The sequence below is a fragment of the Streptomyces sp. NPDC059201 genome (assembly GCF_042754585.1).
Lineage (GTDB): Bacteria > Actinomycetota > Actinomycetes > Streptomycetales > Streptomycetaceae > Streptomyces.
In genome coordinates, this window is sequence record NZ_JBHZBB010000006.1 from 243,199 (window position 1) to 263,602 (window position 20,404).

The following is a 20,404-nucleotide window of genomic DNA, read 5'->3' on the forward strand; positions in this document are numbered from 1 at the left end:
AGCGGCTAGCCTGGGGGCACGATGAACCGTTTGACCACGCCATGGGGCGACGTCACCCTCACCCGCCACCCCGAGGACCCGCGCGATCCGCTGCGCGCCTGGGACGCGGCCGACGAGTACCTCCTGAACCACCTGGCCGAGACCGGCACCGACCTCTCCGGCACCGTCGCGGTCCTAGGCGACCGCTGGGGCGCGCTCGTCACCGCGCTGCGGGGCGCGGGGGCGGGGGTGGGGGCCGGGGCCGGGGCGGGGGTGGGGACCGAAGCCGGGGAGCTCGTCCAGATCTCCGACTCGTACCTCGGCCGCGAGGCCACGCGGACCAACCTCGGCCGGGCCGGGGCCGCCCCCGACGCCGTCCGGCTCCTCACCACCCAGGACCCGCCGCCCGCGCGGATCGACGTCCTCCTCGTCCGCGTCCCCAAGAGCCTCGCGCTCCTGGAGGACCAGCTCCACCGGCTCGCCCCCGCCGTCCACGAGGGCACGGTGATCGTCGGCACCGGCATGGTCAAGGAGATCCACACCTCCACGCTGACCCTCTTCGAGCGGATCCTCGGCCCCACCCGCACCTCCCTCGCGGTGAAGAAGGCCCGGCTCATCCACACCACCCCCGACCCGGCCGCCGCCCCCGGGCCGAACCCCTGGCCGTACCGGTACGACCTCCCCGCCGACACCCCCGCACCCGGCCTCGCCGGCCGCACGGTCGTCAACCACGCGGGCGTCTTCTGCGCCGACCGCCTCGACATCGGCACCCGCTTCCTCCTCGGCCACCTGCCCCGCGACCTCGGCCACGCCCGCGTAGCCGACCTCGGCTGCGGCAACGGCGTCGTCGGCCTCGCCGTAGCCCTCGCCGAACCCGACGCCGAACTGTTCTTCACCGACGAGTCCTACCAGGCCGTCGCCTCCGCCGAGGAGAACTTCCGCACCCACGCGGGCGAGCACCGAAAGGCCGAGTTCACCGTCGCCGACGGCCTAGCCGACGTCCCCACCGGCACCCTCGACCTCGTCCTCAACAACCCCCCCTTCCACACCCACCAGGCCACCACCGACCGCACCGCCCGCCGCATGTTCTCCGACGCCCGCAGGGCCCTCGCGCCGGGCGGCGAACTGTGGGTCGTGGGCAACCGGCACCTCGGGTACCACGTGACGCTCAGGCGCATCTTCGGGAACAGTGAACTGGTCGCGAGCGATCCGAAGTTCGTGGTGTTGCGGGCGGTCAGGGGCTGAGGAGCGGGGAGGGGTCGTCCGCCATCTCCTCGCCCTCGGGCTCACGGTCGAGGACGTGCGGGCCCGCGCCGACGTGCTGCATCTCGTCGACGCCGCGTCCCTGGGCGGCGGGACGGTTCCGGAGGGGGTGTGCTCCGGGATGTCCCCGGTCGTCGCCCGGCGGATCGGCGCCCTCGACGAGGAGATCGGCCGGCTGACCCGGCTGCGCGCCTCCCTCGCCGCGGCCTCCGCGCCCGTCACGTATCCGGGAAGGCCAGGTCCAGGGCGCTGAGGTGCTCCGCCGCCGTCGTGATGTCGAGGCTGACGATCCGGTCCCGGCGGAAGCCGAACGCCACCGCCGCGACGGGGCTCCCGGCCGCGAATGCCACGACCCCGACCGTGCCCTCCACCAGCGCGGGCCGGAGTACGTCACCCGGCCGAGCAGACAGGGCCGCCGCCGCGGCCAGTGCCACGGCCGCGGCCCCGTGCACCGGGCCCCGCTCCGTGTAGGCGATTGCCTCCGGATCGAGCAGCGCGGTCAGCGCGACCGCGTCACGCGCGCGTGCGGCGGACAGGAAGGCATCCACGAGGGCCCTCTGGCGTCTTGAATCGCCACCGTCCAGCGCCGTGCCTCCGCCTCCGCCCCGCAGCCTGTCCCGTGCCCGCCGCGCCCGGCGGGCGGCTTCGGTGGCGGTGCCGCCCATCACCCGGGCCGCCTCCCCGGGCGGCAGGCCGAACACGTCGTGGAGGAGGTACGCGAGCCGGTGACGCGCCCCCAGCCGGTCCAGCACAGCCAGGAAGCCCATGAGGACCGTCTCGTCCAGCCCTTCCGGCCCTTCCAGGCCGCCCTCCGCCCCCTCCCCGTCCGGCTCCGGTGCCACGCGCGCGTGCCCGTGCGCGTGCCCGCCCGCATCGAGGCACGCGCGGGCGACCAGGGCCGTCAGGCAGAGACGGAGGACCGTTGGGGCGTCCTCGCCCAGGTCCGCCCGGACCCTGCCGAGTACGGCCTCCGCCTCCGCCTCCCTCTCCGCCCCCGTGCCGAGGAGACGCAGGGCGACGCCCCGCAGCCGTTCCTCGTCGGCGTCGAACCGCGCGCCCAGCGCCGTCACCTCAGCGTCGTCGTGCATGGGGCCTCACTTCCCGTCAGGTGCCTTCACCGGGTTGACGGGCCGGCCGCCGGCGTTGTGACGCCGGGCCGGGAGAGGCGTTGTCGGTGCCGGGTGTCACGATCGACAGTGAGGCGATACGAACGAGGGGGACGGTCGTGACGGCGGAGCGGGAGCGGGAGCGGGCGGCGGAGGAGTTCGCCGCGGAGTTCCTCCGGGCCGCGCCGGAGGGCTGGACGGAGGCGCGGCTGTCCTGGACGGAGGACGATCACGGCTTCGAGACCAGCGGCGGATTCCGGATTCCGGACGGTTCCTGGCAGTCGCCACGGGGCCGCGGGAAGTACCGCGGCCTTGTCGCGCCGGCCCGGGCACTGCGGGCGCCGGGCGGACCGCCGGGCAGCACGGGGGAGTTGGGGTGCGCGCCGGGAGGGGCGTACCGCCTGGTCGTCGCCTCCGGTACGCGCGTCCGCGGCGGGGCGGGCGGCTTCCGGATCCTTCTGGATCCGGACGCCCGGCTGCCGGAGCCGGGCCGTACGGAGCAGATCGGCACGGCGGACCCGGTCGGCGACCCCGGGGAGGCGGTCGCGCTGTTCCGGGCGATCGTCGGGCGGCGGGCCGCGATCCTGGGCCGGACCGAGCGGCTGCCCGCGCCCGCCACCGGGAGCGCGATCGCGGCGGCGGAGCGGCGGCTTGGCGCCCGACTGCCCGCCGACCTCCGCGCCCTGTACGCCCTCGCCGACGGGGACACGGTCGACGAACGGCACCGCTGCCTCCTGGGCGAGGGCGGCTGGCTGAGTCTCGACCAGGTGGCCGCCACGCTCGCGTACCAGCGGGAGCCGGACTGGACGGGCTGGGGCCTCGGCTGGAACGCGGTGATCCTCGACGCCGACCCGCCCGGGAGGGTGCGGCGCTGCACGGGCGATCCGACCCGGATCCCGTTCCTCACCGGGGAGGACGGCAACTACCGGGCGGTGGATCTGGCCCCGGCCCGCCACGGCGTCCCCGGGCAGGTCATCGGCATCGGCCGCGACCACGCCTACGGCGCGGCCTATCTCGCGGAGTCGGTCACGGCGCTGCTGCGGCGGGTCCTCGGCGAGCTGGAGCGGGGCGCGTACCACGTCTCCGACGGGAACGTCTGGCTCGACCGCACCCTCAGCGGCTCCGTGCGGCCGCGACCTTCCGGGACCGTGGCGGAGCCTCCCGGCCCGGACGTCCAGGAGGTCCACCACCGCGACGGCGAGGGCCCGGTCGACCTCGCCGCGCTCGCCGGCGCCCCCGCCCTGCGCCGGGTGACGCTCCTCGGAGGGGCGGCGGCCCGGGACCTCACGCCCTTGCGGACGACCCCGGTCGAATCACTGACCACCGCCCTGACCAGCACCCACACAGGTGCCACCGGCCTGGCCCCGCTGGCCGCCCACCCCCACCTCCGCGCCCTGTGTCTGACGGGCGCCGACGCCCCGGTGGACCTCGCCCCGCTGCGTACCGTCCCCGGACTGTGCGGGCTCGACCTGAGCGCGGTCCCGCTCGCCGACCCGGCGGTCCTCGCGGGGCTGCCGGGGCTGCGCTACCTGGCCCTGGACCGGCACCAGTGGGCCGCGCTGCTGGACTCGGGGGCCGCGCCTGAGGGTCTCGCCGCGGTGCGGCTGACCGGGCCGGGCGCCGGGCTCGACGAGGCGCTGGAGCTGGCCGCCCGACTGGGTCAGCCCTTGGAGACCTTCCGGGCCGAGGGGCTGGGCCCCGCCTCCGCGAGGAAGACGCAGACGGCCGCGGTCGCCAGGAGCCCCAGCACCGCCGGGCCCACGTAGCCGGGCCCGTCGCCCGTCACGCGGCTGCCCCCGTCCCGCAGCTCGCACACGTACCGGGGCGGCAGGTACTCGACGCGGTGGCCCGTCACGCCCGCCGAGGCCGCCGGGTCGCCCGCCACCCGACACGGCGCGGGCGGAAAGGCGTCCGAACCGCTGTCCTCCGTGACGAGCACCGCCATTCCGACGCCGAAGAGCCCCCAGGCGTACAGCGCCGCCGCGCCCGCGCCCGCGAGCGCGGCGCCGCATCTCAGCCGGGTGACCCGGTCGGCCCGCAGCACACCGGCCTGCCCGAGCCGGCCGAAGCCGTACCCGGCGAGCCCGAAACCCACGATCAGCACCATGAGGAGCACGAGGAGCAGCATCCGACGACCTCAGCAGGCAAAGCCCGTCGGGGCCATGACGGAGCCCACAGTTCCGCTACGGGAATCGGCGCCAGGCCGCTTCAGCCGCGCAGCAGGTCCCGGGCGAGCGCCCGCCGCGCGTCCGCGAGCTCCGCCTCGACCAGGGGTTACGCGCATCAGCCCTCCACCGTCCCCCGCTCCCGCGCCCCCCGCTCCAGCTCCGCGAGTTCCCTGTCGGCGCGTTCGGTGACGAGGGCGAGGACGCGGCCGGCGGCGGCCAGGTCGTCGGGCGGGATGTCGGCCCAGACGCGGGCGGTGAGGGGTGCGGTCTCGGCGCCGACGGCGGCGAGCAGGTCACGGCCCGCGTCCGTGGGGAGCAGGTGGGGGCCGTCCGCGACGAGCAGGTCCTTCGCGCGCAGGGCGTCGAGGGCGGCCAGGATCTCGGCGGGGTCGGCCTTGAGGGTGGCGTGGACCCGGGCGACCAGGTCGTCCGGGGTCAGCGGGGCCTCGGCGGTGACCGCCGTACGCAGCGCGATCTGCTGCTGGAAGGTGGCGCCGTGCCGGGCCAGGACGTGCTCCAGCAGGCCCCGGGCCGCGTAGTGGGCCAGGCCGAGCATGCGGGAGTCGGCGACGGGCGAGACGGTCGTGGTCATGGTGTTGCCCCCTGAGTGGTCGTGTCGGTGGTCGTGCCGCTGATCTCAGTTCCGAGGGATCCGGAGGGTCCGGCGGGCGCTCCGGGCACCAGCGGTACATCGAGCAAGGTCCTCAGCTCCTCGACGAACGCGCCCGTCCGTGCCCCGTCCCGGCCCCCCAGCGGTTCGAGGAGCTGTTCCAGCAGGTCCTGCACCACGCCGATGGCCCGTCGTGTGACGGTCCGCCCCTCCTCGGTGAGGGAGAGCTGGACGGCGCGCGGGTCGCGCGGGTCGCGGGTGCGCTCGATCAGACCGGCCGACTCCAGCGAGCGGGCGAGCTTGGAGACGTACAGCGCCTCCATGCCGGTGTGGTCGGCGAGCCGCCGCTGACTGGGCCGCTCGCCGGTGCGCCCCATGCCGTACAGCGAGGCGACCAGCGAGTACTGCGCGTGGGTGAGGCCCAGCAGGCCCACCGCGCGGTCGACGGCGACGCGCCACTTGTTGGCGAGCCGCCACACCAGAAAGCCGGCCGAGGGGCCGGGGGAACCCTTGCTCATGCCAGATAGAGTACATAGCTACTATGTCTATGGCTACTAAATTCACCGACCACGGCCAACCCCAGCCGACCACGGCGCATGCGCCCCTCCGCCCCACCCGGCACCCTGGAGAGTGAAGCTCAACCCCCATCACCCCCCACCTCGTTGCATAAAACTACGACGCCACGTATAGTCATGCCATCTATGAGGAGGGTTTCGATGACGGTACGAGCAGCAGTCGCGGGCGCGAGCGGATACGCGGGCGGGGAGCTCCTGCGCCTTCTCCTCGCCCACCCCCACGTCGAGATCGGCACGCTGACCGGTCACTCCAACGCGGGGCAGCGGCTCGGCGGTCTCCAGCCGCACCTGCTGCCGCTCGCCGACCGCGTCCTCGCGCCCACCACGCCCGAGGAGCTCGCCGGACACGACGTCGTCTTCCTCGCCCTCCCGCACGGCCAGTCCGCGGCCGTCGCCGAGCAGCTCGGCCCGGACGTCCTCGTCGTCGACATGGGCGCCGACTTCCGCCTGAAGGACCCGGCCGACTGGGAGACGTACTACGGCTCCCCGCACGCCGGCACCTGGCCCTACGGCCTCCCCGAACTGCCGGGTGCCCGCGCCGCGCTGGAGGGGTCCAAGCGCATCGCGGTGCCCGGTTGCTACCCCACCGCCGTCTCGCTCGCCCTCTTCCCGGCGTACGCGGACGGGCTGGCCGCGCCCGAGGCCGTGATCGTCGCCGCCTCCGGCACCTCCGGCGCGGGCAAGGCCCTCAAGCCGCACCTGCTCGGCAGCGAGGTCATGGGCAACATGACCCCGTACGGCGTCGGCGGCGGCCACCGGCACACCCCCGAGATGATCCAGAACCTCAGCGGCCCGGCCGGCGAGCGGGTCACGGTCTCCTTCACGCCGACCCTGGCCCCGATGCCGCGCGGCATCCTCGCCACCTGCACCGCCGCCGCGAAGCCCGGCGTGACCGCCGAGGCCGTCCGCACCGCCTACGAGAAGGCGTACGCGGACGAGCCCTTCGTCCACCTCCTCCCCGAGGGGCAGTGGCCCGCCACGGCGTCCGTCCACGGTTCCAACGCCGTTCACATCCAGGTCGCGTACGACGCGAACGCGCACCGGATCATCGCGATCAGCGCCATCGACAACCTCACCAAGGGCACCGCCGGCGGCGCGGTGCAGAGCATGAACATCGCCCTCGGCCTTCCCGAGGACACCGGACTCTCCACGATTGGAGTCGCTCCATGAGCGTCACCGCAGCGCAGGGATTCACGGCGGCGGGCATCGCCGCCGGGATCAAGTCGAACGGCAACCCGGACCTGGCCCTCGTGGTCAACACCGGGCCGCGCCGCGCCGCCGCGGGAGTCTTCACGTCCAACCGCGTCAAGGCCGCGCCCGTCGTCTGGTCGCAGCAGGTCCTCGCCGACGGCGAGCTGACCGCCGTCGTCCTCAACTCCGGCGGCGCCAACGCCTGCACCGGCCCGCAGGGCTTCCAGGACACCCACGCCACCGCCGAGAAGGTCGCCGAGGTCCTCAGCGGACAGGGCGCGGAGGTCGGCGCCGGCGAGGTCGCCGTCGCCTCCACCGGCCTCATCGGCCTCCTCCTCCCCATGGACAAGCTCCTCCCGGGCGTCGAGAAGGCCGCCGCCGAACTCTCCGTCCACGGCGGCGAGAAGGCCGCCATCGCCATCAAGACCACCGACACCGTCCACAAGACGGCCGTCGCCGGCAAGGACGGCTGGACGGTCGGCGGCATGGCCAAGGGCGCGGGCATGCTCGCCCCCGGCCTCGCCACCATGCTCGTCGTCCTCACCACCGACGCCGACGTCGACGCCCAGGGCCTGGACGCCGCCCTGCGCACCGCGACCCGCCTCACCTTCGACCGGGTCGACTCCGACGGCTGCATGTCCACCAACGACACCGTCCTCCTGCTCGCCTCCGGCGCCTCCGGCGTCACCCCCGCGCAGGACGACTTCGCCGAGGCCGTCCGCGAGGTCTGCGCGGACCTGGCCCGCCAGCTCATCGGCGACGCCGAGGGCGCCAGCAAGGACATCCGTATCGAGGTGATCAACGCTGCCACCGAGGACGACGCCGTCGAGGTCGGCCGCTCCATCGCCCGCAACAACCTCCTCAAGTGCGCCATCCACGGCGAGGACCCCAACTGGGGCCGGGTGCTCTCCGCCATCGGCACCACCTCCGCCGCCTTCGAGCCCGATGAGCTGAACGTCGCCATCAACGGCGTCTGGGTCTGCAAGAACGGCTCCGTCGGCGAGGACCGCGACCTCGTCGACATGCGCTTCCGGGAGGTCGTCGTCACCGCCGACCTCGCCGCCGGCTCCGAGTCCGCCGTGATCTGGGCCAACGACCTGACCGCCGACTACGTCCACGAGAACAGCGCGTACTCGTCATGAGCAATGCCACGCGGAAGCACACCGCCCTCCCGAAGGCCCAGACGTTGATCGAGGCGCTGCCCTGGCTCACCCGCCACCACGGCAAGACCGTCGTGATCAAGTTCGGCGGCAACGCCATGATCGACGAGGACCTGAAGGCCGCCTTCGCCCAGGACGTCGTCTTCCTGCGCCACGCCGGCCTGAAGCCGGTCGTCGTGCACGGCGGCGGCCCCCAGATCAGCGCCGCCCTCGACCGGCACGGCATCGTCAGCGAGTTCAAGGCGGGCCTGCGGGTCACCACCGAGGACGCCATGGACGTCGTCCGCATGGTGCTCGCCGGCCAGGTCCAGCGCGAGCTCGTCGGGCTGCTCAACCAGCACGGCCCGCTCGCCGTCGGCCTCACCGGCGAGGACGCCCACACCATCACCGCCGTCAAGCACCGGCCGGAGATCGACGGCGAACGCGTCGACATCGGCCGGGTCGGCGAGATCACCGCCATCGACACCGGCGCCATCCAGGCGCTCCTGGAGGACGGCCGCATCCCGGTCGTCTCCTCCATCGCCCGCTCCCAGGACGACGGACATGTCTACAACGTCAATGCTGATACGGCGGCTGCGGCACTCGCTGCGGCGCTGGGCGCCGAGACCCTGATGGTCCTGACCGACGTCGAGGGCCTCTACGAGGACTGGCCGAACAGCGACGAGGTCATCAGCCGGCTCACCGCCAGCCAGCTGGAGAAGCTGCTGCCCGAGCTCTCCAGCGGCATGGTCCCCAAGATGGAGGGCTGCCTGCACGCCGTCCGCAACGGCGTCACCACCGCCCGCGTCATCGACGGGCGCGTCCAGCACTCCATCCTGCTGGAGATCTTCACCGACGAGGGCATCGGCACGATGGTCGTGCCGGACGGACAGGGGGAAGCATGAGCAACGAACAGCTGACCGAGCGGTGGCAGGGCTCGCTCATGGACAACTACGGCACCCCGCGCCTGCCCCTCGTGCGCGGTGAGGGCGCCACCGTCTGGGACGCCGACGGCAACGCGTACCTGGACTTCGTCGGCGGCATCGCCGTCAACGCCCTCGGCCACGCCCACCCGGCGGTCGTCGAGGCCGTCACCCGCCAGGTCCAGAGCCTCGGCCACGTCTCCAACCTCTTCGTCGCCGAACCGCCGGTCGCCCTCGCCGAGCGGCTCCTGTCGCTCTTCGGACGCCCGGGCAAGGTCTTCTTCTGCAACTCGGGCGCCGAGGCGAACGAGGCCGCGTTCAAGATCGGCCGGCTCACCGGCCGGACCCACATGGTCGCCACCGACGGCGGCTTCCACGGCCGCACCATGGGCTCCCTCGCGCTCACCGGCCAGCCCGGCAAGCAGGCCCCCTTCCTGCCGCTGCCCGGCGACGTCACCCACGTCCCGTACGGCGACGTGGAAGCGCTGCGCGCCGCCGTCACCGAGGAGACGGCCTTCGTCATCATCGAGCCCATCCAGGGCGAGAACGGCGTCGTCGTCCCGCCGGCCGGGTACCTGAAGGCCGCCCGCGAGATCACCCGCGCCACCGGCACCCTCCTCGTCCTCGACGAGGTCCAGACCGGGATCGGCCGGTGCGGCCAGTGGTTCGAGCACCAGGCCCACGAGGGCGTCGACCCCGACATCGTCACCCTCGCCAAGGGCCTCGGCGGCGGCCTGCCGCTCGGCGCCACCGTCGCCTTCGGCGAGACCGCCGCGCTCTTCGCCCCCGGCCACCACGGCACCACCTTCGGCGGCAACCCGATCGCCTGCGCCGCCGGCCTCGCCGTCCTGGACACCCTCGGCGCCGACGCCGCCCTCGACCACGTCAAGGCCGTCGGCGAGCGGCTGCGCTCCGGAATCGAGGGCCTCGGCCACCCGCTGGTCTCCCATGTCCGTGGCGCGGGCCTCCTGCTGGGTATCGTGCTCACCGAGCCCCTCGCGCCCCAGGTGCAGCAGGCGGCTCAGGACGCCGGCCTCCTGGTGAACGCGCCCGCACCCGACGTCGTACGGATCATGCCTCCGCTGGTCCTCACCGACGCCGAGGCGGACGCCTTCCTCCGGGCGCTCCCGGGGGTCCTGGAGAAGGCGACCGAGGCGAACGGGCAAGGACGAACCGGAGAATGAGGCGACGATGACCGACGCGCAGGGGAACGAGCACGGAGGGCCGTCGGTCCCGCAGACCCGCACCGCACGCCACCGCAGGATCGTCGACATCCTCAACCGGCAGCCGGTGCGGTCGCAGAGCCAGCTCGCCAAGCTCCTCGCGGACGACGGGCTGAGCGTCACCCAGGCGACGCTCTCCCGCGACCTCGACGAGCTCGGCGCGGTGAAGATCCGCAACACCGGCGGCGAGCTGATCTACGCGGTCCCCAGCGAGGGCGGCTTCCGCACCCCGCAGGCCCCGCTCGGCGAGTCCGCCAAGGAGGAGCGCATGCGCCGCCTCTCCGGCGAACTCCTCATCTCCGCCGAGGCGTCCGCCAACCTGGTGGTGCTGCGGACCCCGCCGGGCGCCGCCCAGTTCCTCGCGTCGGCCATCGACCAGGCCGAACTCCACGCCATCCTCGGCACCATCGCGGGCGACGACACCCTGCTGCTCATCTCCCGCGACCCGACGGGCGGCCAGGCCCTCGCCGACCACCTGCTGCGCCTCGCGCAGAAGGGGAACTGAGCGCCCGTCAGTAGCGCGTGATCGCCGTCGGCCCCCGCTGGGTGCCGACGGCGATGTGCGGACGCCGGTCGGGATCGGCCCAGGCGAGGATCGCGCGCATCGCGTCGGCCGGCACGGAGACGCAACCCGCCGTCGCCCCGCGCCCGTTGACGTGCAGGAAGATCCCGGCGCCGCGCATCCGCACCGGGCGGGCGTAGTTGAAGCCGATGACGAGCGCGTGCGCGTACTGCGTCCCGTACCCGACGATGTGCTCCGCCTCGCTCGCGCGGCAGTCCGCGGGCAGCTTCTCGACCCAGCGGTTGTACGCGCGCGAGTCGTTGTCCTGGCACCACCAGGAGTCCCGGGTCGCCCGCACGTACCGGTACGCCGTCCCGGGCGGCGCGGGCCGGATCCCGAAGGCGTACGGCAGGTCGAAGAGACCGGTGGGCGTGGTGTTCGTGCCCTGCCGGCGGGTCGCGCCGTCGGCCAGCCCCTTCGCGCCGAACCGGGCGGGCGCGGAACCCGCCCGCTCCCACCGCCCGCCGCGCCGGTCCCACCAGGTGACGGTGCCGGTGGTCGCGCCGGTGCCGGCGGCCACGGCGGTGATCAGCTGCGAGCCGCCGCCGGTGTCCGCCATCCGCGCGGGCAGCGGGACCGGCCGGGGAGCGGGCGCGGGGGCGAGGGAGAGGGAGAGCAGCACCGCGCCGAGCGGGAGGAGGTTACGCATGGCGGCGAGGCTAGGCGCCCCGCGCGGGCCCTGCCAGGCTACTCACCCGAGTGGGGGAGCGGCGGCAGCGGAAGCGGCAGCGCGGGCAGCCCGTCGAGGCTGGTCGCGATGTGCTCCTTGCCCTCGCAGTACGTGTTGAACTCCTCGTCCGTCTTCCGGTTGAAGTAGTCCGCGTGCAGCGAGCGCTCCTCCCGGTACTCCATCACGGGCACCGCGAAGCCACACGAGTCGCTGATCCGGTGGGCACGCACCAGGACGATCGCCCGCGCGCTGATCTGGTCCTTGACCGCCTCCTCCGGGAAGCGGGCGAAGAGTTCGGGCCAGCGCGGGTCGTCCCGGAGAACCACCTCGCCGGAGCCGTGCACCCGCACCACGGTCGGCGGTCCGGAGAACGACGTCCACATGAGGGTGATCCGCCCGTTGCCGGGCTCCCGGAGGTGGGCGAGGGTCTCGGCGGTGCTGCCGCCGAAGTCGATGTAGGCGAGGGTCAGTTCGTCGACAATGACGAGGGTGCCCTTGCGGCCCTTGGGCGAGAGGTTGACATGCCCGTCCCCGGAGAGGGGCGCGGTGGCGGTGAAGTAGAGGGGCTGCGCCTCGATGAAGTCACGAAGGCGCCCGTCGATACGCTCGTACGTTTTTCCCATGAGGCCCATTCTCCGCCGGGCCGGCACCCGGTGACGTCCCGTCTCACCGCACGCCGGCCCGCCCGGTCCACGGGCGCAGGGCGCGCGCCGCCTCCCGTACGACTCCGGGCTCGGGGTCGTCGAGGAGGGCCCTCATCCGCGCGGGGTGCACCGCGTCGAGCAGCCGCAGCCCCACGACGGCCGAGGCCCGCACCCGGCCGTTCCGGTGCGCGGTCAACTCCCAGAGCGCGGGCGCGTCGAGGGCCCGCGTCCCGCACTCCCCGAGCCCGAGCGGCGCCCGCTCCGGGACCTCCGCGGCGGCGCAGGCCGCCCGGTACAGGGCGACCGGGTCGCCCCCGCCCTGCCGCACCACCCAGCGGGCGCAGGCGCGGGTCCGCCCCGACCGGTCGTAGAGGTACGGCTCCGCCTCCGCGTGCCGGCCGGCCCCGCGCAGCGCGGTGACCCCGGCCGCCCGCACCCGCCCGAAGCGGGAGCCCAGGAGGACGGGCACGGTCACGTCGGGCTCGCCGGCGGCCACCGCCGCGGAGGCGGCCCGCTCCTGCACCACCGGGTCGTGGTCCTCGGCGGCGATCAGCGCCAGCCCGAGGCCGTCGTACAGCCCCCTGTCGAGGACGACGGCGAGCGCGGCCCGCCGGGTGGCCGCGTCACGGCAGCCGATCAGCAGCGCGTTCACGGTCGCGGAGGGCCCGTCCCGCAGCAGCCCGTCCAGCAGCTCCACCGCCTCCCCGCCGCGCAGCCGGGCGCCGAGCCGCAGGATCACGGGCGCGGTGAGGGCGAGCGTCCCGTACGAGGCGGTGGCCAGCTCCGCCCGCAGCAGCTCCCGTGCACGCGCGCGTACGGGTTCCACCCAGTCCGCCGCCCGGACCACGACCAGCGGCAGCACCTCCGGCCGCCCCTCCGCGTACGGCAGCGCCGCCTCCCGTATCCGCCCGTCCGGGTCGCACAGCGCGAGCGCGAGCTCCGCCTCGGTCGGCGTCCCCCGCCACCGGACGGACGTCTGCCGCCACAGCCGCCGCCACCCCGGCCCCTCGGCCCCGGTGAGCCAGGCGTGCGACGGGTCGAGATCCCCGCGGACCACCGCCCACCGAACGTCCTCGTCCAGCTCGACCCAAGCCTTCGGCCGCGTCACATCCAGCACCCGCCCCAGGGAAACCCCCCGCCCCAGCCGCCGTACGGCCGCTTTCCGCGACTCCGCCTCGTTCCTCATGCGCGGAGGCTAGACGGCGCCGGACCGCATCCGCCCGCGGTTTTCCCGGTCGCCGTGGGGCTCACGCGCCGCGAGCAGCCCGGCGGCGCTGTTTCCGCTCGGCCCACCAGGTGGCGATCCGCTCGGCGTTCGCCTCGGCGAGGGCGCGGGTCTCGTCCGCGTGGGGGCCCTCGAAGGCGTCCCTGTCCCACACCACCCGCCGTGCCTGCGCGCGGGCGGCCGTGCGCACCTCCGGCTGGGGGTCGTCCAGCAGGCGCAGGGCGTTGAGCAGGACCTCGGGCGCGTAGCGGCGCCGGAGGAGGCCCATGGCGAGCGCCCGCAGCGCGGGTGCCTCGCCGGGGGCGGTCACGGCGACCAGCCGGTCGGTGGAGACCTCGCTGGCGGCGTACCCGAGCGCCCCGCGCGCCGCCCGGGCGACCTCCGGTGCCGGGTCGGCGAGGTGCGCCACGGCCTCGTCCCAGCCGAGGCCGTGGCGGTGCGAGAGGAGGACCAGGGCGCGGGCCCGCACGCGCGCGTGCGGGTGGCAGAGGAGCCCGCGCAGGGCCTCGGGGTCGTCCCGCAGCGCGCGCAGCACGACCGCCCCGACGCGGGGGTCGGGATCGTCGGCGTACGGCGGCAGTCCGGCGTCCTCCAAGGCGCCCAGCAGCCGCAGTCCGCCGAGCGCCCGGGCCCGTACGGCGCCGTCGGCGTGCCGGGTGAGCGCCAGGAGCAGCGGGGCGTCCGCGGGGTCGCGTTCCTCGGCGAGTCCGCTGACCGCCGGGGGCGTGACGGCCGTCGGGTCGGCGCAGAGCGCGCGGAGGCGGGCGCGCGGATCGCCGCCGGCCTCCCGCAGGCCGCGGCGGGCGAGTCCGCGCACCCAGGGAGAGGGGTCCGCCAGGTGCGGTACGAGCGCGTCGGCCCGTCCGGCCGCCCGGAGCCGTGCCACGGCCGCGCCCCGGACGGCGTTGTCGGGGGCGGACAGCAGCGGGTCCGGGACGGGTCCGGCGCCGGGCGGGTCCGCCAGCACGCGAGCGGCGAGCCGCCGGACGTGCCGGTCGCGGTGGCCGAGGGCGAGGCCGGTCAGGTCGTCGGGGGAGGGGAGCCCCGCGTCCACGGCGTACCGGAGCGCCAGGACGCGCACCTCGGAGCCCTCGCACACCTCCAGGAACCCGAGGAACCGCCGTCGCGCAGCCCCGTCCCGTCGGGTTCCGAGCGCACCTCGGAGCGCTTCGAGCCGCTCGCTCGGATCACGGGCGTTCAGGGCGATGTCGTAGAGCGCGTCCTCGTCCAGCAGTCCGGCCTCCGCTCCGGCCCGTATCCCGGCCTTCCGGGCGTCCCACCTGCCCAGGTCCTCGCTCGCCCGCAGCTCCCGGACCGCGTCCTCCGGGACGCCGCCGGTCCGCGCGAGCACCGCGTCCCGCCCCCAGCGGCCGTACCGCCGCCCGCCGACGCGCAGCGCGAGCGCGGCGAGGGAGCGCACGGTGTCGTCGTCGGTCGTGTCGAGGGCCCGGGCGAAGGCGGCGCGGGCGCGGTCGCGTACCGGCCCGTCGCCGTCCGCGCAGCGGAGGAGCAGCAGCGGCAACGGAGCCGCCGGGCCGGCCGCGTCCAGCGCCGCCGCGCGGACCCGCGCGTCGGCGTGGCACAGGCCCAGGGCCAGCTCGGAGGGGCGGGGCGGCCGCTGCCAGGACGGGGCGCCGCCGTCGCCGGCCTGCTCGTCCCAGTACGGGGCGGTGTCCCAGTCCGCGACCTCGCGGTCGTCGAACCAGTGGGCGCCGAGCTGGAACGACCCCCGGAACCGACGCCCGGTGACGCGGCCCAGGGTCCCCAGGAAGACGTCGGAGTCGAGCTGTACCCAGTCCTGCGCCCGCCCGGCGCCGACCGCCGAGGCCGGGTCCTTGCCGTGCAGAAGCCGGTCTCCCCGGCGAAGGTAGTGGGTAGGGCCCAGCAGCCGCTCGCTCGTCATGCGGCGGACTGTATCCCCGGGCCCACCACCCCGACTTGCGGTTTTCGTCCGCCCCGGCCGGCGATTGACGAATCATGCAGAGTTCTGCATACTCATGCATCACTAGGGTTTCGGTCATCGAGGCGAGGAGCAACCAGAAGTGAGCAGCAACAACGGTGACGTCCGGCTCTGGGGCGGGCGCTTCGCCGACGGTCCCGCCGAGGCCCTCGCGAAGCTCTCCGCCTCCGTCCACTTCGACTGGCGCCTCGCGCCGTACGACATCGCCGGTTCCCGGGCGCACGCGCGCGTGCTCCACAAGGCCGGGCTGCTCACCGAGGACGAGCTGACGCGCATGCTGGACGGCCTGGACCGGCTGGAGGCGGACGTCGCCGACGGCTCCTTCGTCGGCACCATCGCCGACGAGGACGTCCACACCGCCCTGGAGCGCGGGCTCCTGGAGCGCCTCGGCGCGGACCTCGGCGGCAAGCTGCGGGCCGGCCGGTCCCGCAACGACCAGGTCGCCACCCTCTTCCGGATGTACCTGCGCGACCACGCCCGCATCATCGGCGGCCTCATCGCCGACCTCCAGGACGCGCTCGTCGGCCTCGCCGAGGCGCACTCGGACGTCGCCATGCCGGGTCGTACGCACCTCCAGCACGCCCAGCCGGTGCTCTTCGCCCACCACGTCCTCGCTCACGCCCAGTCCCTCTCCCGGGACGCCGAGCGGCTGCGCCAGTGGGACACCCGGACGGCGGTCTCCCCGTACGGCTCCGGCGCGCTCGCCGGCTCCTCCCTCGGGCTCGACCCGGAGGCGGTCGCCAAGGACCTCGGCTTCGAGCGCGGCTCGGCCGGCAACTCGATCGACGGCACGGCGTCGCGCGACTTCGTCGCCGAGTTCGCCTTCATCACGGCGATGATCGGGGTGAACCTCTCCCGGATCGCGGAGGAGATCATCATCTGGAACACGAAGGAGTTCTCCTTCGTGACCCTCCACGACGCCTTCTCCACCGGCTCGTCGATCATGCCGCAGAAGAAGAACCCGGACATCGCCGAGCTCGCCCGCGGCAAGTCCGGCCGCCTCATCGGCAACCTGTCCGGCCTGATGGCCACCCTCAAGGCGCTGCCGCTCGCCTACAACCGCGACCTCCAGGAGGACAAGGAGCCGGTCTTCGACTCCTGCGACCAGCTGGAGGTCCTGCTCCCCGCCTTCACCGGCATGATGGCCACGCTCACCGTCAACCGCGAGCGCATGGAGGAGCTGGCCCCGGCCGGCTTCTCGCTCGCCACCGACATCGCCGAGTGGCTGGTCAAGCAGGGCGTGCCGTTCCGCGTCGCCCACGAGGTCGCCGGCGAGTGCGTGAAGGTCGCCGAGTCCGAGGACAAGGAGCTGGACGAGCTGACGGACGAGCAGTTCGCCAAGATCTCCGACCACCTCACCCCCGAGGTCCGCACCGTCCTCAACGTCCCCGGCGCCCTCGCCTCCCGCAACGGCCGAGGCGGCACCGCCCCCTCCGCCGTAGCCATCCAGCTCATCGAGGTGAAGGCCGACCTGGTAGTCCAACACGCCTGGTCCACCGCCAAGCAGAAGTAGGCCCTCGGAAGCCCCTGAGAACCCCTTCCGGGATCACAGCGCCGCCGCCCAGTCCGCGAGCCTGTCGAAGTCCGGCCGGAGCAGTCCGAGCCGCGGGTCGACGTGCAGCAGCAGGGCGGCGGTGAGGTGTTTCCGCTCCACGTACGTGTGGTCGTACGGCGTGATGTCGTCGTCCACCCATGCGAACGGCCGCCCCTGCGCGTACTCCAGGATGTACTGGGTCTTCCAGAACGTCCCGCGCGGGGCGGCCCCGTGCATGTCGGGCCAGTCGATGAACGGCAGTTCCGGCAGCCCCAGGTGCGGCCCTATCCACTCGTTGGCCTCCTCCTTCCAGGTCGTCGCCCACACCAGCTCGTACGCCCCCGCGAGCGCGAGCAGCTCCGCCCCGTGCCCCGGGTTCAGCCACACCCGCAGCGGCTTCGTCTCGTACCACCCGGACGGTCGCATCCGGTGGGTGATGTACCCCTCCGGGCGGCGCTCGGCCTGTGCGGCGTAGGGGTTGAGCGGTCCGTCCACGTCGATCAGGAGCAGCGGCTTCGTCATGTCCACAGCATTCCTGCCCGCCCCTCGGTGAGGCATCGCAATTTCGAGTGAGACATTCTTGTCTCATCTGGTGTATGGTCGTCTCATGTCAGTCGACCGCACCCAGGTGCTCCGCGCCGCTGCCGCTCTGCTGTCCCGTAAGGCGACCGCCACCATGGACGAGGTCGCTCGGGCCGCGGGGATCGGGCGGGCCACGTTGCATCGGCACTTCGCCGGGCGGGAGGCGCTCGTGCGGGCGCTGGAGGAGATGTGCATCGAGGAGGCCGAGGCCGCGCTGGACGCGGCCCGGATCGAGGAGGGGCCCGCCGACGAGGCGGTCCGCCGGCTCGTCGCCGCCTCGCAGCCCGCCGCCTCGCTGCTCGCCTTCCTCGTCACCGAGAACCAGCTGTTCGAGGGTGACGGGCAGAACGAGGGCTGGGACCGGCTCGATGCCCGCCTGGTCGAGCTCTTCCGGCGCGGCCAGGAAGAGGGCGCCTTCCGGATCGACCTGACCCCCGCCTGGCTGTGCGAAGCCTTCTACGGGCTGATCGGCTCGGGAGCCTGGGCCGTCGCCGACGGACGGGTCGCCGCCAAGGACTTTTCATACATGATCGCCGAGCTGCTGCTCGGCGGAGCGCGCAGGAGCGTGGAGAAGTGATCACCGAAACCGTTCAGCACGAGAGCCATACGGAGGGCGTGCGCCGTCCCGGCCGGTGGCTCGCCCTCGCCGCGCTCGTCCTGGCCGTGCTGCTCGTGGCCGTGGACGCCACCGTGCTCGGCCTGGCGACCCCGTTCCTCTCCGAGGACCTGAAGCCCTCCGGCACCCAGCTGCTCTGGATCGGCGACGTCTACTCCTTCGTCATCGCCGGCCTGCTGGTCTCCATGGGCAGCCTCGGCGACCGCATCGGCCGCAAGAAGCTGCTGCTGATCGGCGCCGCCGCGTTCGGTGCCGTCTCGGTCCTGAACGCCTACGCGACCACCCCCGCGATGATGATCGCCGCCCGCGCCCTGCTCGGCGTCGCCGGCGCGACCCTGATGCCGTCCACCCTGGCCCTCATCCGGAACCTCTTCCACGATCCGCGCGAGCGCAGCCTCGCCATCGGCATCTGGGGCGCCATGGCCTCGGCCGGTGCCGCCGTCGGCCCGGTCGTCGGAGGCTTCCTCCTGGAGCACTTCTGGTGGGGCTCGGTCTTCCTCATCAACCTGCCCGTGATGGCCGTCCTGGTCCTCATCGGCGTCAAGCTGATCCCCGAGTCGAAGAACCCCAACCCGGGCCCGTGGGACCTCCCCAGCGTCGGCCTCTCCCTCGTCGGCATGATCGGCGTCGTCTACGCGATCAAGGAACTGGCCTCGCACGGCCTCACCCTCGACGTGGCCGTCGCCACGCTCGTCGGCGCCGGCGGCCTCACCTGGTTCGTCCGCCGTCAGCTCACCCTGCCGGCCCCGCTCCTGGACATGCGCCTCTTCCGCAACCCCGGATTCTCCGGCGCCGTCCTCGCCGACCTGCTGACCATCCTCGGCCTCGCCGGCCTGGTGTTCTTCCTGTCCCAGTTCTTCCAGCTGGTCCAGGGCCGCGCCCCGCTGGAGGCCGGTCTCGCCGAACTGCCCGCCGCCATCGGCTCGGTGGTGGCCGGTCTGCTCGCCGGCCGGTTCGCCCGCCGGTTCTCGGTCCGCTCGGCCGTCGCCGGCGGCCTCGCCGCCATCGGTCTCGCCCTCGCGGTCCTGACCGGCATCGGCCAGTCCACCGGCTACCCGATCCTCGGCGCGAGCCTCCTCGTCGTCGGTGTCGGCGCCGGCCTCGCCTTCACCGTCACCGCCGACGTGATCCTCTCCAGCGTCCCCAAGGACCAGGCCGGATCCGCGTCCGCCGTCTCCGAGACCGCGTACGAGCTCGGCGCCGCCCTCGGCATCGCCGTCCTCGGCTCCATCGTGACCGGCGTCTACCGCGGCTTCACCGCCCCGCCCGGCATCCCGTCGGACGTCGCCGCGGCCGCCCACGACTCGCTCGGCGGCGCCGTCGAGGCGTCCTCGGCCCTCGACCCGGCCCAGGCCGGCGCGCTGGTCTCGGCAGCCCAGGAGGCGTTCGTCGACGGCCTGAGGATCGCCGCAGGCGTCGGCGCGGCCGTCCTCCTCGCCACCGCCGTGGCCGCCTGGTTCCTCCTCAGGAACCAGAAGCTCGCGGACGGCGTCGAGCACTGACGCCCCCGCGGCACCCGCCGCACCGGCGGTACCTGCCGCCCCCGCCCCACGCACGAGGGCGCCCCCGGACATCCGTCCGGGGGCGCCCTCGTCGCGTACCGCGCTCGCCGCTACGCGGCCTCCTTCGCCTTCGTGGCGTACATGTCCACGTACTCCTGGCCCGACAGCCGCATGACCTCCGCCATCACCGAGTCCGTCACCGCCCGCAGGACGTACCGGTCGCGGTCCATCCCCTCGTACCGGGAGAACTCCAGCGGCTCGCCGAAGCGGACCGTCACCTGCACCGGGCGCGGGAAGCCCGCGCCGCCCGGCTGCGCCTTGTCCGTGCCGATCATCGCGAAGGGGATGACCGGCGCGCCGGTCATCAGCGTCAGCCGGGCCACACCCGTACGGCCCCGGTAGAGCCGCCCGTCGGGGGAGCGGGTGCCCTCCGGGTAGATCGAGAAGATCTTCCCCTCCTCCAGCACCCGGCGGCCCGTCATCAGCGCCGCGACACCGCCCCGGCCGCCGTCCCGGTCCACCGGGATCATGCCGACGCTGGTGAAGAACCAGGCCATCAGCCGACCCTTGAAGCCCTTGCCCGTCACGTACTCGTCCTTGCCGATGAAGAAGACCTGGCGGTCCAGGCAGATCGGCATGATCATCGAGTCGATGAAGGTGAGGTGGTTGCCCGCGAGGATCACCGGCCCGGTCCCGGGGACGTTCTCGGCGCCCTCGACACGGGGGCGGAACATCAGACGCAGGATCGGACCGAGGGTGGCCTTGACGATCGCGTGACGGGACAACGGTTCCTCCGGTGTCGGGCGGGCGGCTCCGGGGAGCCGACGGTGCAGCACGCGACGATACTCGCGGGTCACCGCCGTACGCACATCGGGTTCACCGAACGGATACACGGTGTTGACGCGTGTTTCCGCCATGTTCCTCCCAGGTCC

Annotated in this window: 21 protein-coding genes; 11 read left to right on the plus strand and 10 right to left on the minus strand. The window is 74.0% G+C overall.

The features are described from left to right. The first annotated feature begins 21 nt into the window (after positions 1–21). Complete coding sequence (locus tag ACFXMG_RS21240; RefSeq protein ID WP_383826651.1) at positions 22–1,224, plus strand: methyltransferase; 1,203 nt, start codon at positions 22–24, stop codon at positions 1,222–1,224. 55 nt (positions 1,225–1,279) lie between these two features. Then, positions 1,280–1,495, plus strand: a complete 216-nt coding sequence (locus ACFXMG_RS21245; protein ID WP_383826648.1) for a hypothetical protein — start codon at positions 1,280–1,282, stop codon at positions 1,493–1,495. On the opposite strand, the gene ACFXMG_RS21250 is transcribed toward ACFXMG_RS21245, so the two are convergent. After that, a complete protein-coding gene (locus tag ACFXMG_RS21250; protein WP_383826645.1) occupies positions 1,461–2,330 on the minus strand; it encodes a sigma factor-like helix-turn-helix DNA-binding protein in 870 nt (289 codons plus the stop codon). The genes ACFXMG_RS21245 and ACFXMG_RS21250 overlap by 35 nt on opposite strands. A gap of 137 nt (positions 2,331–2,467) precedes the next feature. Between ACFXMG_RS21250 and ACFXMG_RS21255 the strand changes: the two genes are divergently transcribed. Further along, positions 2,468–4,114, plus strand: coding sequence for an SMI1/KNR4 family protein (locus tag ACFXMG_RS21255; protein ID WP_383826642.1), 1,647 nt, complete (start codon positions 2,468–2,470; stop codon positions 4,112–4,114). Here the strand turns inward: ACFXMG_RS21255 and ACFXMG_RS21260 are convergent. The 3 genes from ACFXMG_RS21260 to ACFXMG_RS21270 all read right to left on the minus strand — a co-directional run bounded on the left by ACFXMG_RS21260 (position 4,009) and on the right by ACFXMG_RS21270 (position 5,644). Beyond that, positions 4,009–4,476 carry a hypothetical protein gene (locus ACFXMG_RS21260; RefSeq protein ID WP_383826639.1) on the minus strand — a complete coding sequence of 156 codons (468 nt, stop codon included), beginning with the start codon at positions 4,474–4,476 and terminating at the stop codon, positions 4,009–4,011. The two genes, ACFXMG_RS21255 and ACFXMG_RS21260, sit on opposite strands and share 106 nt — an antisense overlap. A 155-nt stretch (positions 4,477–4,631) precedes the next feature. Next, a complete protein-coding gene (locus ACFXMG_RS21265) occupies positions 4,632–5,108 on the minus strand; it encodes a MarR family transcriptional regulator (protein WP_383826636.1) in 477 nt (158 codons plus the stop codon). Then, entirely contained in the window at positions 5,105–5,644 is a 540-nt protein-coding gene (locus ACFXMG_RS21270) for a MarR family winged helix-turn-helix transcriptional regulator (protein ID WP_383826633.1), read from the minus strand. The genes ACFXMG_RS21265 and ACFXMG_RS21270 overlap by 4 nt, the downstream gene beginning before the upstream one ends. A gap of 198 nt (positions 5,645–5,842) precedes the next feature. On the opposite strand from ACFXMG_RS21270, the gene argC reads away from it, so the two are divergent. From argC to ACFXMG_RS21295, 5 genes are read left to right on the plus strand one after another with little or no spacing between them, the layout of a single operon-like run. After that, on the plus strand, positions 5,843–6,871 hold the full coding sequence (gene argC / locus ACFXMG_RS21275) for an N-acetyl-gamma-glutamyl-phosphate reductase (protein ID WP_383826630.1): 1,029 nt from the start codon (positions 5,843–5,845) through the stop codon (positions 6,869–6,871). After that, positions 6,868–8,034 carry a bifunctional glutamate N-acetyltransferase/amino-acid acetyltransferase ArgJ gene (argJ, locus tag ACFXMG_RS21280; RefSeq protein ID WP_383826627.1) on the plus strand — a complete coding sequence of 389 codons (1,167 nt, stop codon included), beginning with the start codon at positions 6,868–6,870 and terminating at the stop codon, positions 8,032–8,034. Before argC ends, argJ begins: the two co-directional genes overlap by 4 nt. Further along, positions 8,031–8,936, plus strand: a complete 906-nt coding sequence (gene argB / locus ACFXMG_RS21285; protein WP_383826624.1) for an acetylglutamate kinase — start codon at positions 8,031–8,033, stop codon at positions 8,934–8,936. Before argJ ends, argB begins: the two co-directional genes overlap by 4 nt. Beyond that, entirely contained in the window at positions 8,933–10,138 is a 1,206-nt protein-coding gene (locus tag ACFXMG_RS21290; protein ID WP_383826621.1) for an acetylornithine transaminase, read from the plus strand. Before argB ends, ACFXMG_RS21290 begins: the two co-directional genes overlap by 4 nt. 7 nt (positions 10,139–10,145) lie before the next feature. Continuing rightward, positions 10,146–10,682: an arginine repressor gene (locus ACFXMG_RS21295; RefSeq protein WP_030756161.1), complete on the plus strand. Its 537-nt coding sequence runs from the start codon at positions 10,146–10,148 to the stop codon at positions 10,680–10,682. A 7-nt stretch (positions 10,683–10,689) separates the two neighbouring features. On the opposite strand, the gene ACFXMG_RS21300 is transcribed toward ACFXMG_RS21295, so the two are convergent. The 4 genes from ACFXMG_RS21300 to ACFXMG_RS21315 all read right to left on the minus strand — a co-directional run bounded on the left by ACFXMG_RS21300 (position 10,690) and on the right by ACFXMG_RS21315 (position 15,181). Then, entirely contained in the window at positions 10,690–11,388 is a 699-nt protein-coding gene (locus ACFXMG_RS21300; protein ID WP_383826617.1) for a L,D-transpeptidase, read from the minus strand. 38 nt (positions 11,389–11,426) lie between these two features. After that, positions 11,427–12,032 (minus strand): pyridoxamine 5'-phosphate oxidase family protein, encoded by a 606-nt coding sequence (locus ACFXMG_RS21305; protein WP_383826614.1) that lies wholly within the window; start codon positions 12,030–12,032, stop codon positions 11,427–11,429. 43 nt (positions 12,033–12,075) lie between these two features. Further along, a complete protein-coding gene (locus tag ACFXMG_RS21310) occupies positions 12,076–13,239 on the minus strand; it encodes a hypothetical protein (RefSeq protein WP_383826611.1) in 1,164 nt (387 codons plus the stop codon). A gap of 61 nt (positions 13,240–13,300) precedes the next feature. Next, on the minus strand, positions 13,301–15,181 hold the full coding sequence (locus ACFXMG_RS21315; protein ID WP_383826608.1) for a hypothetical protein: 1,881 nt from the start codon (positions 15,179–15,181) through the stop codon (positions 13,301–13,303). A gap of 139 nt (positions 15,182–15,320) precedes the next feature. Here ACFXMG_RS21315 and argH point away from each other — a divergent pair, with 139 nt between their 5' ends. Further along, positions 15,321–16,751: an argininosuccinate lyase gene (argH, locus tag ACFXMG_RS21320; RefSeq protein ID WP_383826605.1), complete on the plus strand. Its 1,431-nt coding sequence runs from the start codon at positions 15,321–15,323 to the stop codon at positions 16,749–16,751. Positions 16,752–16,784: 33 nt separating this feature from the next. Here argH and ACFXMG_RS21325 read toward each other — a convergent pair whose 3' ends face one another. After that, positions 16,785–17,294 carry an HAD domain-containing protein gene (locus ACFXMG_RS21325; RefSeq protein WP_383826602.1) on the minus strand — a complete coding sequence of 170 codons (510 nt, stop codon included), beginning with the start codon at positions 17,292–17,294 and terminating at the stop codon, positions 16,785–16,787. A gap of 85 nt (positions 17,295–17,379) precedes the next feature. Between ACFXMG_RS21325 and ACFXMG_RS21330 the strand changes: the two genes are divergently transcribed. Together ACFXMG_RS21330 and ACFXMG_RS21335 are read left to right on the plus strand one after the other, a co-directional pair. Beyond that, complete coding sequence (locus tag ACFXMG_RS21330; protein ID WP_383826599.1) at positions 17,380–17,931, plus strand: TetR/AcrR family transcriptional regulator; 552 nt, start codon at positions 17,380–17,382, stop codon at positions 17,929–17,931. After that, positions 17,928–19,472, plus strand: coding sequence for an MFS transporter (locus ACFXMG_RS21335; protein WP_383826596.1), 1,545 nt, complete (start codon positions 17,928–17,930; stop codon positions 19,470–19,472). Before ACFXMG_RS21330 ends, ACFXMG_RS21335 begins: the two co-directional genes overlap by 4 nt. A 110-nt stretch (positions 19,473–19,582) precedes the next feature. On the opposite strand, the gene ACFXMG_RS21340 is transcribed toward ACFXMG_RS21335, so the two are convergent. Beyond that, complete coding sequence (locus ACFXMG_RS21340; RefSeq protein WP_383826687.1) at positions 19,583–20,206, minus strand: lysophospholipid acyltransferase family protein; 624 nt, start codon at positions 20,204–20,206, stop codon at positions 19,583–19,585. Positions 20,207–20,404 lie beyond the last annotated feature (198 nt).